We start from the raw sequence: 15758 nt of genomic DNA on the forward strand, positions 1-15758 counted from the left end.
AAGGCATCGATAATAAAGAGAATGGCATTTTCGAAATCAGAGGAGATGTGACGACGAAAGAAACCAAGAACAGCTAACTGGTTGATAAGATTGCTATCGCAACCTTATCTTGGGCTTGTTCAACACTTGGGATTTAGTGTTGGCTGCGCAACACCTTAATCCTTATTCGTTATGTGATGTTTTCCAGGCACTAATAGAAGCCAGACATAACCTCTAATGGTAACGATAAAAATTTTTCATTTCTGTTTTTATGGAAATTCACTAAAATCCGAGCTCTTTAATTTACATGATAAGAAAACAACACCAATGAAACACATCGCACTAGCTTTATTTCTAGCTCTTTCAGCTTTTACTGCTTACGCACACTCTGGTGGCACAGACAGTTACGGTTGTCACGTAGACTCACGCACAGGTGTGCGTCATTGTCACTAATTCTACTAATGTACTCGTTCTTCTACATTGATAAAAAAACAGTTTCAGAAGAGCAGTTAGAAGAATTAATTTCTCAATGCATGACACCGAGTTGTGTTATGTTATGTCTATTTAAAATAAAGTTAGATTGGACGACCACGTCAAAATGAAAAAAACAATCGCAATAATTGCAATTCTTTTCACAGCGAATGTATTTGCTAACACACACACGACTATTATCAATGGCGATCGTGATAATAAAACATGTAGCACTATTGGCGACATTACAATTTGTAACTAACCAAGCCACTATTTGGCGGGGCTAAACCTCGCTATTTTCTACTTCCCGGCATTCTTACCCCATTCAAAATAAAAACGGGAAATGATACTCATCAATCCTTTGCATAATAAGGAATATCGCACCATTTAATTGGTAATTGGTGCATGATAGTATGCACGCGATTTACACCACCCTGGAAATACCAATGTTAAAAAAACTTGTCGCTACTTTTTCAATAATGCTACTTGCAGGCTGCGCTAACAACGCAATTGTTGAGTTACAAAAACTAGATACAACGTATTTAGAAAACAAGGAACTACTGATAATTGACGATGGCCGAACAAAAGACTCAATTAAAAAAATCATTGCTGCAAAATTAGACGAATACGGATATGACTACCAAGTTATTGATATCTCTCAGTCCAACTCAAAAACCACAGACGCCCCAAAACTAACATATTCTGCAAACTGGTGGTGGGATATGGCTACTTATATGCGTTACCTAAATGTTGAGGTTAAAGATAAAGGTCAAACGATTGCACTAGTAAAAATTGACACAGTAAAGTGCGGTGGCATTGATAAATTTGGTTCCGCTGAACGACGTACTCAAGTAACACTAGATCTTTTACTTAGTGATTTGACAAAAGACGAAGCAAACGAACTAATCTGTCTTGGTGGTACGCCAAACAACTAGTTCCTAAGGGCCTCTACTACGAGGCCTTTATAATACACGCTTCAACTAACATTTTTATTATGTGATTTTTTGAACTTAATGCCAAAATCCCCTTGCTTTAACTCAGCGTGGAACAACTTTATTTCCGTGCCCACTATTAATTTCTTGACTATTTCAATGTCTATTGGTGACGCTCTTACGCCAAAAGAGATTGATAAGATTTTTCCGGGTAACGGATAACCTCTATCACCTTGTGGTTTAAAAGTTCGCAACTCTTTTTCATATTTCCATTGCAAATATTTTGTGTATAAAATCTCTTTGCAATGATGCATTAAACCTATCTTTTTCAAGTAAAATTTTTGTATTCAATGACGGATAACTTTTAGTATATTTTACTTTTCTAGTTACCTCATGATTGCCCAATTCATTCTGCTCGTTTCTTTCTAGCTCAATAAAAATTCCATTGTGATTATCAGCATAATGAGACCACATTAGAATATCAGTTGCGTTTTCTGTCAGTAATACGATTCCGAAGTTTTCAAATGATGATGAAACCTATCAATATCTGGAATTACATTTTTGAGTTTGAATGCCATAATGTCTGGCTCATTGGGAAAGGCTCGTGCGATTTTATTTACATTAGTAGATGAAGTCATGGCGGTATTGCTGGGAAACGAGCATTTCGTATCGAAAGGATCATTAAATGACTCAGGTAGTGCATAGTTAATGCGTTCTGAAGCTATAATATCTAGTGTGAATTGATTCAGGGGCTTGTATTTTTATAAGGACGCCACTTCAGAATTTTTCATACATTTTCCACTCTACCTAAACATTCACACCTAATCACATAACAGCTATGTTAGACAGAATAATCCTGAATTTTGTCTCTGAAACAATTCTGTCTAGTTTCCAAGACGCGCTGCACTAGGTCCAATAACCCATTTAATAACATCATCTTACCTACTTATCTTCGTATCAGACATGACGAAAAGCAGAAAACCACCCAATATGTGAGTTGTTCATATCTTGGGAGTCGTGCTTTCAAACAAAAACGCCGACATGATAGTCGGCGTCTACGTTATAAATATGGGTGAATAAGAGGTAGTAACTACTTTGCCATGGCACTCAAAAACTCGGCTTCGAACTCTTCATCGGCTTTTCGGGTTAGGCATTCCACCAGCCATTCGATGCTTTGATGGTCTAGCTTACTGTTCACCACGAAGGCTTGCTTTACACCAGACTGACCCAGCTTGGCGGAGCCGTAGTTCTTGAATGATTTATTGCCGTGGTAATGGAGTGATTTGATCGCCTCCGCGTTAGGTTCTGGTAATGCATCGAGGGTGTTGGCAAGCTGAATCACCAGCTCCATTGGGTTCTTGGATGATGAGATGCGATACAGAAAACCGCCCTCTACTCTTTGGCGTACCCAGTAATCAAAACCGCTGCAATCCATCACCTTGTCACTGACCAGTGCGGCTTCACTGCGATAGCCACACAGCTCTACCACAACAGGTGTGTGTTTGAATTCTGGCTGACCAGATGCAGCATCGGTATGAGGCAAGATCAAGTCACACGGTTTACTGTCTTTGGCGGTGGGTGCGTTCCAGTGGATAGGCATGAAGACTTGTTCGCGGCGCATCTCTTTGGTCACCACTAAGCGCGCTTGGCACTCGCCTTGTGCGCTGCGCACTTTCACCACTGGATTAATAGTCGTGCGGTTGAACGAATCTAGCCCAAATTCATCCAAGTTTAGTTCCGAAACCGTATCTGGGTGCATCGCAACAAAAGGCTCAGGGGTATGCTCACCTAAGCCTGCCGCCAAACCTGTGCGGCTCATGGTGTGCCATTGGTCTCGGATTCGCCCTGTGTTCATGATAAGTGGGAATTCCACGCTGGTATCGGCAATCGGTTTGTCGTGCTCAACTGCAATAAACTGCGCCTTGCCAGATTCGGTAAAGAACTCGCCATTGGTGAACATGCGCTGCTCAATGATCTCGGGTTGATACTCTAACACTGGCCATTGCTGTGGAGTGAGTTCACCATAGCCTTTCTCATCCAGTTGCGTGAGTCCAATTAAGCATAAGTCACGCGCTTTGCCTGTTTCATTGCCGAGCGCTGTCATCTCACAATACTCTTTGAAGATCTCGCCTTCGTGGCGGTAATCAAACTGCTCTTTGAATCCCATTTTTTGTGCGACTTCTTTTAATATCCACCAATCGGGTTTGGCTTCCCCTGGGCTTGGTAATATACGGCGTTGGCGTGAGATTCGACGCTCAGAGTTAGTCACGGTACCCGACTTCTCACTCCACCCTTGCGCGGGCAGCACCACATCGGCCAAGCGAGTGGTTTCAGTATCGGCAATACAATCCGACACCACCACAAACGGGCACTTCTCTAATGCGGTTTTGATTTTTTCGCTATCAGGCAAACTCACGACTGGGTTAGTTGCCATGATCCACACCGCTTTGATTTTTCCCTCATTCATGGCATCAAACAGGTCGATCGCTTTTAAACCCGCATGTGTGGCTAAGCTGTCGGTTTGCCAGAACTCGCTGACGGTTTGGTGTGATTGTGGATCACCAAATTCAAAGTGCGCCGCTAAGGTATTGGCTAAACCACCCACCTCACGCCCGCCCATGGCGTTCGGCTGACCCGTTACAGAGAATGGCCCCATTCCCGCTTTACCGACTTTTCCAGTCGCTAAATGGCAGTTAATAATGGCATTCACCTTGTCACACCCTTGTGTGGATTGGTTTACGCCTTGGGAATAGATGGTGAGCACTTTCTCGTTTGAAGCAAATAACTTGTAGAACTGTTCGAGTTGCTGCTCGGTAAGCCCTGTTAGCTCAGAAATGCTTTTGTCTCCCTTACTTGATTCGGTATAGTCTGATTCGGTATAACGATAATGACTTGCAGAACGAATCGCTTCAGTAAAGCCTTGAGTGTGGTTTTCTATATAGTCTGAATCTAGCTTGTCGTTATCGTCGAGGTAACCCAATAAACCGTTGAACAGTGCCACGTCTGAGCCGGATTCCAACGCCAAGTGCATGTCGGCAATTTCACAGGTATCGGTATAACGCGGGTCAATGACAATCACTTTTAATGCAGGGTTGGCTTGTTTGGCGGCTCTTAACCTTTGGAATAACACAGGGTGACAGCAAGCGAGGTTTGAGCCAGTAATCACGACGAGATCGGCTTGCTCGAGATCTTCGTAGCAAACCGGTACTGTGTCTGCGCCAAATGCTCGCTTATGCCCAACCACGGTTGAAGCCATACACAGTCTAGAATTACTGTCGATGTTGCCACTGCCGATGAAGCCTTTCATCAATTTATTGGCAACGTAATAGTCTTCGGTAAGCAGCTGACCAGATACATAGAACGCAACCGAATCGGCCCCAAACTCTTCGATGGTTTGATTGAATTTGTCTGCGACCAACTGAGTGGCACTGTTCCAGTCCAGCTCTTGTTTTTGCTCATTCTGAATATGAGCAGGCTGTGTTAGGCGTCCTAAAGGCGTGACGGTGTCGCCGAGCGCAATCCCTTTAGTACATAGCTTTCCATAGTTTGATGGATGATCTTTATCACCACGTACTTCTAGTTTTCCTAACGATGTCGGTCTCGCTTCTATTCCACACCCTACACCACAATAAGCACAGGTTGATTTTATCCAGCCGCTGTTTGAATCGGTCATCCGTTTCTCGCTCAATTATCCATAATTGTAATAACTCAAACCAAGCAAATAGCACGCCACTTAACACCACCCGAACAAATTGAAATATTTTTATTTAAAAACAACAACTTAATTAAATGAAAAATATCAACGCTGAACAAAATTGAACTTAACCAAGATAGAAACTTAACTTTTGCACCATCTTGCAGAAAGTTGCACCACAAACGCTCATTTATATAAATCTAACAAAAATTTCACATACCACTTTAGGGGTAATTGCGTGCCACCTTCAATTTTTAAATATCTGAAATATATAGATTAAATTTTATTTAAATGAACAACTCGCAATCTGGCACCCTCCTTGCTCCACTAAAAACCAAGACTTAGAAAAAACATTTTTGTTTTTCTTGATGATTATGAATTGAGTGGAATCTCAACCCGGTATTCATCTGCTAACGACTAGAAATTAGATGCTAGTGATGGTGACGCCGAGAATAAGGAATGGATTATGAGCAAGAAGAAAATCGTCGTTGTGGGTAACGGCATGGTTGGACACAAATTTATCGACAACATCCTGCAATCAGACAGTGATGAGTTTGATGTTATTACTTTTAGTGAAGAGCCAAGGTTGGCCTACGACCGTGTTCAGTTGACCGCTTACTTCAAGCGCGGAAATGCTGATGATTTGGCATTAACCAGCGAAGAGTATTACCAAAGTAATGGCGTCAATTACCTTCTCAACGCGAGAGTCGCTCAACTAGATACTGAAAATAAGTGCGTTGTGACTGAATCGGGACATACCGAGAGTTATGACACCTTGATTCTGGCGACCGGTTCATTCCCTTTTGTTCCCCCAATTCCCGGTAACGACCAAGAACACTGCCACGTTTATCGCACCATCGAAGATCTAGACGCCATTGAACTATCTAGCAAAGGCAGTAAATCTGGCGTGGTGATTGGTGGTGGCCTGCTTGGCTTAGAAGCCGCAAACGCAGTCAAAAACCTAGGCTTGGAAACCCATGTAGTGGAATTCGCACCTCGCCTGATGGCCGTACAGTTAGATGATGGTGGCGGTGCGCTTTTACGCAGAAAAATTGAAGACCTTGGCGTGCAAGTTCACACCGAGAAGGCAACCTCAGAAATAGTCGCGGGTGAGAACGCTCGCTACAGAATGAACTTCGCCGACGGCACCCATCTTGAAACCGATATGATCGTATTCTCTGCGGGTATTCGCCCTCAAGATGCCCTAGCTCGCAGCTCTGATATCGCCATTGGTGAACGTGGCGGCATCGTGATTAACGATCACTGCCAAACCAACATCGACAATGTGTACGCGATTGGTGAATGTGCGCTTTGGGACAACAAGATCTTCGGCTTAGTGGCACCCGGTTATTCCATGGCGAAAGTCGCGGCTTCGCATATTGTCTCCGGCGGTACTAACGATACTGCATTTACTGGCGCCGACATGAGTACCAAGCTCAAACTGCTGGGTGTTGATGTAGCCAGTATTGGCGAAGTACACGGCCAAACAGAAGGCGCTCAATCGTATACCTATAACGATGAAATTGAACAAGTTTACAAACGCCTAATCATATCGGCTGATGGCAAGAAAATTGTCGGTGCGGTATTGGTGGGTGACGCCGAAGCTTACGGTTCGCTGCTGCAAATCAAACAAAATGACATGCCTCTTCCTGAAAACCCATCAGTGCTGATTTTACCTAACGTGGCCGATGATTCAGGCTCTGCAATGGGTGTTGAAGCTCTGCCCGATAGCGCTGTGATCTGCTCATGTTTTGATGTGACTAAAGGCGACATTAAAGACGCGGTATCTGCTGGCTGTACCACGATGGCGGCACTGAAAGAAACGACCAACGCTTCGACAGGTTGTGGTGGTTGTTCTGCCCTTGCTAAACAGGTTCTCGATAGCGAGCTGAGTAACCTAGGTGTCGAGGTTTCTAACGATATCTGTGAGCACTTTGCCTATTCTCGCCAAGAGCTGACTGACATCATTCGCGTCAACAAGATTAAGACATTTGATGAATTGTTAGATTCTCACGGAAACGGATTAGGTTGTACTGTGTGTAAGCCAGCAGTCGGTTCAATTTTGGCTTCGTACTGGAACGATTACATCCTCGAAGATCAACACATCGAACTGCAAGACACCAACGACATTTACCTCGGCAACATGCAAAAAGACGGCACCTACTCTGTGGTTCCGCGCATTGCTGGCGGTGAAATCACACCCGATAGACTAATCGTGCTTGGCGAAGTCGCTAAAGAGTTCGACCTTTACACCAAGATCACAGGTGGTCAGCGTGTCGACTTGTTTGGCGCGCAACTTAACGAACTGCCAATCATCTGGAAAAAGCTCATCGATGCTGGTTTTGAAACTGGCCACGCTTACGGTAAATCGGTACGTACCGTGAAATCGTGTGTGGGTAGCACTTGGTGTCGATACGGCGTAGACGACAGTGTTGGCTTAGCGATTCGACTAGAAAACCGCTACAAAGGCTTACGCTCACCACACAAGATCAAGTTTGCGGTTTCTGGCTGTACGCGCGAATGTGCAGAAGCCCAATCAAAAGACTTTGGCATTATCGCTACCGACAAAGGTTGGAACCTCTACATCTGTGGTAACGGCGGTATGCGTCCTCGCCACGGTGACCTTTTTGCTACCGACCTTGATGAAACCACTCTTTTGCAATACATCGACCGCATTTTGATGTTCTACACACGTACCGCAGATCGCCTACAGCGAACATCAGTATGGATGGAGAACCTTGAAGGTGGTATCGAATACCTCAAGCAAGTCGTGATTGAAGACAAGCTCAATGTTGCTGAAGAACTTGAAGCTGACATCGCCCTTAACATCGAAAAATACCAGTGTGAGTGGAAAACCACCATCGAAAACCCTGAAAAGATGAAACGCTTCCAGCACTACATCAACAGCGAAGAAATGGACACTAGCCTGTCATTCATCAAAGAACGAGAGCAGCGTTTTCCTAAGCCGAGCTTGAGCTCTTCTTCAGATTCACAACGCGATGAAATGCTAACCAAGGCTGACCAAATCGAAGTCACGGAAGTTTCGTAAGCCGAATTGACGGTCAGTGAATCAGTAACAACTAAACCCAATATCGATAGTCGACAGTGGCTCAGCCCAAGAAAACTGCTGTCGGCTATCACCCTAATTAAATTGATTATTAGTTTTATGTTTTGACTAGGAGAAAGTCATGGAAAATTGGACAACCGTATGCAGCACCCGCGACCTAACCCCGAACGGTGGTATTTGCGCCAAAGTAGACGATAACCAAGTGGCTATTTTTTACTGCAAGCGCAGTGACACGCTTTATGGACTCTCTAATTACGACCCTATCGGCAAGGCGAATGTGATGTCACGTGGTATCATTGGTTCATTAAGCGGTGAGCCTTACGTCGCCTCACCCTTATACAAGCAGCATTACCACTTAGAAACTGGCACGTGCCTTGAACAACCAGAACTCAAGCTCGTGAAATTTGAAGTTCGCAAGCAAGGAGAACAGGTTCAGGTTCTCGCACCACTTGCTATCGCCAGTTAACTAAACGCCGACATCATCATTTAAACGCTTTATCAGCGTGAGCAATTTCGGCACAGGGTTTAGCCACATTAATGCGTTCGCATTTCGGAAGTAACGCACGAGCTAAAGCCGGGTAATTTTCCAGATTTAAAGGATTTAAACCATGGATAACACAAAATTTTCGCTGCTTTCATTTACGGGTAAGATGAAAACCTTACACCTAAGTTGGATGGCCTTTTTTATCACCTTTGTCGTGTGGTTCAACTTTGCCCCACTACTGCAAATGGTGAAAACCTCGCTGGGCCTTTCAACTGAGGAAATCAAAACACTCCTTATTCTCAACGTTGCATTGACCATTCCGGCGCGTGTCGCCATTGGTATGTTAACCGACCGATACGGGCCAAGATTGGTCTACTCTTCGCTACTCGCGGTCTGTTCAATCCCTTGTTTTATGTTTGCTATGGCAGACTCTTTCATTCAAGCGGCGATTGCTCGTTTCCTATTAGGCTTCATCGGTGCAGGCTTCGTCGTTGGTATTCGCCTTGTGTCTGAGTGGTTCCCACACAATGAACTGGGTACAGCAGAAGGTATTTATGGAGGTTGGGGTAACTTTGGTTCAGCTGCAGCGGCATTTACACTTCCAACTCTGGCTTTAGCATTTGGTGGTGAAGACGGCTGGCGTTATGCGGTCGGTATTACTGGCCTTATGAGCTTAGCGTTCTCGTTTATCTTCTACAAAAATGTAACGGATACACCAAAAGGTTCGACTTACTTCAAGCCTGCTCAAGTAACGGCAATGGAAGTGACATCAAAGGGTGACTTTTTCTTCCTACTCATTATGAAGATCCCGATGTATGCCGCACTAGCGCTACTGACATGGAAGCTATCACCAAGCAACATCAACATGCTGTCTGACATGGCGGTTTACTCTGTGTATGCAGGTTTGGCTGCGCTTTACGTGTACGAAGTGTCGCAAGTTTGGAAAGTAAACAAGAACGTATTTAAAGAAGAAGTACCAGAGATTCACCAGTACAAATTCAAGCAAGTTGCGGTACTTAACGTATTGTACTTTGCGACATTTGGTTCTGAACTGGCTGTTGTTTCTATGCTGCCACTGTTCTTCTCTGACACCTTTGAATTAACACCGGTTCTTGCAGGTATGGTTGCATCGGCTTATGCCTTTATGAACCTCATGTCTCGCCCAGGTGGTGGTTGGATTTCAGACAAATTCGGTCGTAAACCAACACTGCTTATTCTAACGATTGGTCTTGCTGTGGGTTACTTCGCAATGGGTCAAGTCGACAGTACATGGCCTGTATGGCTAGCGGTTGTCGCAGCGATGGCGTGTTCTTTCTTCGTGCAAGCGGGTGAAGGTGCAGTATTCGCAACAGTTCCTCTAATCAAGCGTCGTATGACAGGTCAGATTGCAGGTATGACCGGGGCTTACGGTAACGTGGGTGCGGTAGTTTACCTAACTGTGTTGTCATTCGTGAGCTACCAAACGTTCTTCTTAGTGATTGCTGCAACAGCGGTACTTGGCTTTGTAACTCTACTGTTCATGGAAGAGCCTAACGGTCAAATCGCCGAAGTAAACGACGACGGCAGTGTCACACTGATTAATGTTTCAAGCTAGGGTCTGTACTAAGAAGCATTGATATTATTGAATCGGGAGAGGCACCTTAGCGGATATATCAACGCTAGGTGCTTCGTTCAAAGGCTCTACGTTCACTAGAGCTTTTGTTCTTCCTAGGATGTTCTGCCAAGGAAGCGGGAAGAAGAACAGTTAAGAAGAAGATCAGTTATGACAATTTCATTCAGCCAAGGGCAAGTCGTCACGCCAGAATCCAATAACCAACTGACTTTGAAGTTTGGTGGCTATTCGAATAAAGGCATACGTGATGAAAACCAAGATGCCATCATCGTAAAACACCCTAAGACTCGTGCAGAGCAAGAGCTAAAAGGCAGTGTTGCCTGTATAGCCGACGGCGCGAGTTGCAGTGAACACGGCCAGAAAGCCAGTCACACCAGCGTGATGCAGTTTATAGACGACTATTACGCAACTCCCCAAAGCTGGAGCATTCAGCGTTCAGCGCAAAAGGTCTTAACCTCGCTCAATTCTTGGCTGTTCAACACGTCTGTTTCTAACATTCACCCCGCTCAACAAGTGAACCACAACGCCCTAGTTTCTACATTCAGCAGTGTGATATTGAAATCCAACACAGCGCATATATTCCATGTCGGTGACAGTCGAGTTTACTTATTAAGAGATGGAGAATTACGCCAACTGACCCGTGACCACACTCGTAAGAACATGGGGCAGAAGCATTACCTAACACGCGCCTTAGGCATGGATAATCAACTCAACGTTGACTATCAAACCCTGCCTATCAAGAAAGACGACTGCTTTATCCTGACCTCTGACGGCGTGCATGAATTTGTTGCTCCCAATACTTTCAAAGAACACATCGATAGACCTGAAGTGGATTTCGAATACGCCGCACAAACGATCTGTAACACCGCTTTAAGCCACAACAGTTCAGACAACGTGAGCTGCTTGATTGTGCAGGTCAGTCACCTACCTACACCTTCGCTCATCGAGTTCCATGAAAAACTGGCTAAACGTGCTATCCCACCCGCTTTAAAGCTCGGGCAAAGTATCGACAACTTTATGGTACTTGAGGTGTTGTATGCAGGCTCTAGAAGCCATGTGTATCGTGTGATGCAGAAAGAGACACAAACCGAGTTCGTGCTAAAAGTCCCTTCCGTTCAATACCACGATAGCCCGTCGCAACTGAGAGCCTTCTTTAATGAACAATGGGCGGGGATCTTACTGAACAATAAGAAAGTAATGAAGGTCTACCCAACGCCAGAGAACTCGCAATTCTTATATCAAATCTGCGAATGGGTTGAAGGCATCACGCTAAGACAATGGATGTACGACAATCCAAAACCGTCACTCAATGAAGTACGCGACATACTAGAAAAGATCACGCAAGGTATTCGAGTATTACAACGCGCAGACATGGTGCACCGAGATTTAAAGCCCGAGAACATCATGCTTCAACGTGATGGTGAGATAAAAATCATCGACCTCGGCGCTGTATTAGTGAGAGGACTTGAAGAAGGAGAGCTCGCAGACAAAGACGACACTCCATTAGGGGCGGTCAATTACATTGCACCAGAGACCATCAAGCACAATACCGCGACCACAAGCTCTGATCTGTTCTCTATCGCTGTGATCGGCTATGAGATGTTAACCGGTGAATTGCCCTACTCTGAAATGACCGCACAATCACTTAAGCAATCTCGTCATCATCAGTGGGAATACCAACCCATCACTCAAAAACGAACTGACTTACCAAGCTGGGTGGATTTGGTGTTACAAAAAGCCTGCGCGGAATCGCCGAGCGAACGTCATCAAGTGTTGGGGGATTTTGTGGCAGACCTTTACACGCCAAACCAAAGTTTGGTGAAAAGCAAAGCCAAGCAACCTTTGATAAACCGAAATCCAATCCAGTTTTGGAAGGTGTTGGCTTTGTTGCTCGGCATTGTTGCCATTGTAGAGTTGGGCTTATTGCTTGGTTCGAGTTAACTCCAAGTTCGAGCTAAGTGTCCAAGTCTAACCTAGCTTGTGTAAACTAACTGGAATTAGCCTCGTTTCACTAAGCTTCTCGGCACGAGTTCAATACCCGCTTGGTAACGCTTAGCGGATGCATTTAACGCCAAAGCAAAAGCGCTGTCGGCAATTACTTCAAACTGCTGCGGCAGTGAATGGACTTTAAAAGGCAAGAAGTCGAGCAGTCGGTTATCACCAAAGGTTGCCAGTTTTACTTGATTGATCAGCTCTGGCTTTTCAACCATCACATCCAACACGCCCTCTAACAAAGTGTAAGACATAGTCACAATCGCATCAGGAACTGTGCCTTTAGCTATCCACTCTTCAAAAACCTCTCGTCCAGATTCCCTATCAAAGTGCTCACCATAACCCACAACCATCGGCTTGTTTTCTGCTAGCCCTGTTTGTTGAGTATGTGCTTTATTCGCAGCTTCAAAACCTAGGTGACGTTCACGTGAGATATTTAGATCAGGAAGTGCACCTATCAAACCAACACTATGAATGTTGTCATCGAGAATCGAGTGCGTCAATTCAAACGCGGCTTCGAAATCTTCACTGAGTACGCAAGCAAAGTGCTCATCATCTAACGGACGGTCAATTGCGATCACAGGCGTTCCTGAGTTTTGCAACTTTAAGTAGAACTCGTTGGCGTCTGGCATTGAGCTCGCAACCAGCAAGGCATCAATACGACGACTTACCAAAGCTTCAGCCACTTTTCGTTCTGTTTCAGCATCATCATCAGAACAACCAATCAATATCTGGTAGCCCACTTTGCGTGAATTCTGCTCTATCAATTTTGCCAAACGCGCGTAACTGCTGTTTTCCAGATCCGGAATAATCAAACCAAATGAACGGCTATTACCAGCTCGCAACGACGAAGCGGCGTGGTCTGGACGGTAATTATACTCTTCTACAACCGCCATGACTTTCTGTTGAGTCTTTTCACTGATTCTGTATTTCTGCGCCTTGCCGTTGATGACATAACTGGCTGTGGTTTTCGATACTCCAGCCAACTTAGCGATTTCATCAAGTGTCATATGAGTGACCTGTATTTTGTGCGTAGGATCATATAACGAATGATCTGATCCCTGGATTAGTTGAATTATATGCTGAATCGATTCAGTATAAAAGCTGAAAGGATTCAGCAAAATCTGAAAAGTGACTTCAATCATCCTTTTGAATGAATTGAGCGTCATTTGTTGTTAATAAGCTTTCGTTATTTAGCTTTTCGTTATCCACGAATCAGACCGAATTAACGACACGCAGCAAAACTATTTTGAAAATCGAAATTGGCTTTGCTGAATTTTTTTACACTGAATGCTGAACCGATTCAGCTAAAGTAAAGCAAAGAGTAAAGTTCACTAATTCTTGCTCTAGTTGGAATCGTAGCGACACACAAATTCTCAAGCGATACGCTAAAGAGGCACCATGCTTAAATTATCAAAATCTGACATCACTCTAGGCCAAACGGCCAATGATAAGTTCCAAGCAATCCAAAATATTGCAGGCGACCTAACAGCCAAAGGCTTAGTTGACTCTGGCTACGTTGAAGGAATGCTGAACCGTGAAAACCAGAACTCTACGTTCCTTGGCAACGGTATCGCGATTCCTCATGGAACGACTGACACTCGTGGCCTAGTGAAAGAGACAGGCGTTGCGGTACACCACTTCCCTGAAGGTATTGATTGGGCAGACGGAAACCGTGTTTACGTTGCGATTGGTATTGCAGCTAAATCTGATGAGCACTTAGGCATTCTTAAGCAACTAACGAAAGTGCTAGCGGCTGACGGCGTTGAAGAGAAATTAAAGCAAGCGAAATCAGAAGACGAAATCATCGCCCTACTTAACGGCGAAGTTCAGCTAGAAGCAGACCTAGACGCTTCTTTAGTTCAGCTACTGTTCCCTGCAAGCGACATGGTTCAAATGTCGGCAGTGGCAGGCGGCCTACTTAAGAACACAGGTTGTACAGACAACGCATTCGTTGCTGACCTAGTAACAAAAACACCGACTCACCTAGGCCAAGGCCTGTGGTTGTTGGGCAGCGATAAAGGCGTAACACGTACTGGCGTATCTTTCGTTTCAACAGCGAACCATTGTGAATACGAAGGCACACCAGTGAAAGCATTGGTAGCATTCGCCGCTTGTAACAGCGCACACCAATCTATTCTGGCAAACCTAAGCAAGATGGTTTTCGAAGGTAAACAGCAACAACTGTTAACCGCTGACGCAGCACAAGTGATTGGCCTTCTAAAAGGTGAAGCGGTTTCTACAGCTTCTCAAGACGATGACAACTGCGCGGTATTCAAAATCAAAAATGCACACGGCCTACACGCTCGTCCGGGCGCAATGCTAGTCGCTGAAGCGAAGAAGTTCGAATCAACTATCCGCGTATCAAACCTAGATGGCGATGGAAAAGAAGTGAACGCGAAGAGCTTGATGAAAGTAATCGCGCTTGGCGTTAAACACGGCCATCAGCTTCAGTTTGTTGCTGAAGGTGAAGATGCAGCTCAAGCACTTGAGTCTATTGGCAAAGCTATCGCTTCTGGCCTTGGCGAAGGTTAAGGAATCGATATGTCTGATAAACAAATCAAAGCCGTTACCGTAACCCTAAACCCTGCTCTGGATCTGACAGGTAGCATCGATGTGCTAAACGTAGGTTCGGTTAGCTTGGTGAACAAAAGCTCACTGCATGCAGCGGGTAAAGGCGTAAACGTAGCAAAAGTACTTTCAGAGCTTGGCGCTAAAGTCACCGTAACAGGTTTCCTTGGTCGCAATAACGAAGAACCGTTCTGCCAACTGTTCGAACAGATGGGCGCAACTGACCGCTTTATTCGTGTCGACGGCGCAACTCGCATCAACGTGAAGTTAGTAGAAGAAAGTGGTCAAGTTAGCGACATCAACTTCCCTGGCGTAGCGGTAACACCGATTGCCATCGAGCAGTTTGAGCGCACTCTATTCGGGTTAGCTGAAGACCACGAATATTTCGTGATTGCAGGCAGCTTACCTCAAGGCGTTTCACCTATGTTATGCGCATCGTGGATTCAGAAACTTCACGATATGGGCAAGAAAGTGTTATTCGACAGCAGCCGTGATGCACTTAAAGCGGGGCTCGATGCACAACCATGGCTGATCAAGCCAAACGATGAAGAGCTATCTCAGTTATTCAACGCCGAACTAACTACACGCGACCAATGCCAACACGCAGGCCAAGCCCTAAGTGAAAAAGGCATCGATAACATCGTTGTGTCACTTGGTGCTGAAGGTGTGATGTGGCTTAACCAAGGTGAGTGGTTACACGCTCAACCTCCGCGCATGCAAGTAGTAAGCACGGTAGGTGCAGGTGACACATTGGTTGCTGGTCTATGTTGGGGTCAAATGCAACAGATGCCAAAACCAGAACTTATTAAATTCGCAACCGCCCTATCTGCTCTAGCAGTTTCACAGGTAGGCGTGGGTGTAACCAGCCAACAAGAGCTGGATTCAGTACGACAAAATATCCAATTACAGGCGCTTAGTGCTCCAACTAGTCAGTTAGACACAAGTAAATAGGACAA

Annotated in this window: 12 protein-coding genes; 8 read left to right on the top strand and 4 right to left on the bottom strand. The window is 45.0% G+C overall.

Features of this window, described 5'->3' with window-relative positions:
* The first annotated feature begins 306 nt into the window (after positions 1-306).
* Complete coding sequence (locus tag OCV30_RS21730; protein WP_102257609.1) at positions 307-432, top strand: YHYH domain-containing protein; 126 nt, start codon at positions 307-309, stop codon at positions 430-432.
* Positions 433-896: 464 nt separating this feature from the next.
* Positions 897-1385, top strand: coding sequence for an Sbal_3080 family lipoprotein (locus OCV30_RS21735; protein WP_032555003.1), 489 nt, complete (start codon positions 897-899; stop codon positions 1383-1385).
* A 41-nt stretch (positions 1386-1426) separates the two neighbouring features.
* On the opposite strand, the gene OCV30_RS21740 is transcribed toward OCV30_RS21735, so the two are convergent.
* From OCV30_RS21740 to OCV30_RS21745, 3 genes are all read right to left on the bottom strand, one after another.
* A complete protein-coding gene (locus OCV30_RS21740) occupies positions 1427-1714 on the bottom strand; it encodes a hypothetical protein (RefSeq protein WP_170962756.1) in 288 nt (95 codons plus the stop codon).
* Positions 1644-1856 (bottom strand): DUF2971 domain-containing protein, encoded by a 213-nt coding sequence (locus tag OCV30_RS22970; RefSeq protein ID WP_083783993.1) that lies wholly within the window; start codon positions 1854-1856, stop codon positions 1644-1646. The genes OCV30_RS21740 and OCV30_RS22970 overlap by 71 nt, the downstream gene beginning before the upstream one ends.
* A 616-nt stretch (positions 1857-2472) precedes the next feature.
* Positions 2473-5070 carry a molybdopterin oxidoreductase family protein gene (locus tag OCV30_RS21745; RefSeq protein ID WP_065679432.1) on the bottom strand — a complete coding sequence of 866 codons (2598 nt, stop codon included), beginning with the start codon at positions 5068-5070 and terminating at the stop codon, positions 2473-2475.
* A 472-nt stretch (positions 5071-5542) separates the two neighbouring features.
* Here OCV30_RS21745 and nirB point away from each other — a divergent pair, with 472 nt between their 5' ends.
* From nirB to OCV30_RS21765, 4 genes are all read left to right on the top strand, one after another.
* Complete coding sequence (nirB, locus tag OCV30_RS21750) at positions 5543-8125, top strand: nitrite reductase large subunit NirB (protein ID WP_065679433.1); 2583 nt, start codon at positions 5543-5545, stop codon at positions 8123-8125.
* Positions 8126-8264: 139 nt separating this feature from the next.
* Complete coding sequence (gene nirD, locus OCV30_RS21755) at positions 8265-8609, top strand: nitrite reductase small subunit NirD (protein ID WP_065679434.1); 345 nt, start codon at positions 8265-8267, stop codon at positions 8607-8609.
* A gap of 142 nt (positions 8610-8751) precedes the next feature.
* Positions 8752-10221 carry a NarK family nitrate/nitrite MFS transporter gene (locus OCV30_RS21760; protein WP_065679435.1) on the top strand — a complete coding sequence of 490 codons (1470 nt, stop codon included), beginning with the start codon at positions 8752-8754 and terminating at the stop codon, positions 10219-10221.
* Positions 10222-10389: 168 nt separating this feature from the next.
* Entirely contained in the window at positions 10390-12180 is a 1791-nt protein-coding gene (locus OCV30_RS21765) for a bifunctional protein-serine/threonine kinase/phosphatase (RefSeq protein WP_065679436.1), read from the top strand.
* 56 nt (positions 12181-12236) lie between these two features.
* Here OCV30_RS21765 and cra read toward each other — a convergent pair whose 3' ends face one another.
* Positions 12237-13241 carry a catabolite repressor/activator gene (cra, locus tag OCV30_RS21770; RefSeq protein WP_032499489.1) on the bottom strand — a complete coding sequence of 335 codons (1005 nt, stop codon included), beginning with the start codon at positions 13239-13241 and terminating at the stop codon, positions 12237-12239.
* 391 nt (positions 13242-13632) lie between these two features.
* Between cra and fruB the strand changes: the two genes are divergently transcribed.
* Entirely contained in the window at positions 13633-14766 is a 1134-nt protein-coding gene (gene fruB, locus OCV30_RS21775; RefSeq protein ID WP_065679437.1) for a fused PTS fructose transporter subunit IIA/HPr protein, read from the top strand.
* Positions 14767-14775: 9 nt separating this feature from the next.
* A complete protein-coding gene (gene pfkB / locus OCV30_RS21780; RefSeq protein WP_065679438.1) occupies positions 14776-15753 on the top strand; it encodes a 1-phosphofructokinase in 978 nt (325 codons plus the stop codon).
* The last annotated feature ends 5 nt before the right edge of the window (positions 15754-15758 follow it).

It is taken from the genome of Vibrio atlanticus, from assembly GCF_024347315.1.
Taxonomy (GTDB): domain Bacteria; phylum Pseudomonadota; class Gammaproteobacteria; order Enterobacterales; family Vibrionaceae; genus Vibrio; species Vibrio atlanticus.

Coding starts and splice junctions, on each gene's coding strand:
- OCV30_RS21730 (WP_102257609.1), top strand. CDS start 307: ATGAAACACATCGCACTAGCTTTATTTCTAGCTCTTTCAGCTTTTACT.
- OCV30_RS21735 (WP_032555003.1), top strand. CDS start 897: ATGTTAAAAAAACTTGTCGCTACTTTTTCAATAATGCTACTTGCAGGC.
- OCV30_RS22970 (WP_083783993.1), bottom strand. CDS start 1,856: ATGTGGTCTCATTATGCTGATAATCACAATGGAATTTTTATTGAGCTA.
- nirB (WP_065679433.1), top strand. CDS start 5,543: ATGAGCAAGAAGAAAATCGTCGTTGTGGGTAACGGCATGGTTGGACAC.
- nirD (WP_065679434.1), top strand. CDS start 8,265: ATGGAAAATTGGACAACCGTATGCAGCACCCGCGACCTAACCCCGAAC.
- OCV30_RS21760 (WP_065679435.1), top strand. CDS start 8,752: ATGGATAACACAAAATTTTCGCTGCTTTCATTTACGGGTAAGATGAAA.
- OCV30_RS21765 (WP_065679436.1), top strand. CDS start 10,390: ATGACAATTTCATTCAGCCAAGGGCAAGTCGTCACGCCAGAATCCAAT.
- cra (WP_032499489.1), bottom strand. CDS start 13,241: ATGACACTTGATGAAATCGCTAAGTTGGCTGGAGTATCGAAAACCACA.
- fruB (WP_065679437.1), top strand. CDS start 13,633: ATGCTTAAATTATCAAAATCTGACATCACTCTAGGCCAAACGGCCAAT.
- pfkB (WP_065679438.1), top strand. CDS start 14,776: ATGTCTGATAAACAAATCAAAGCCGTTACCGTAACCCTAAACCCTGCT.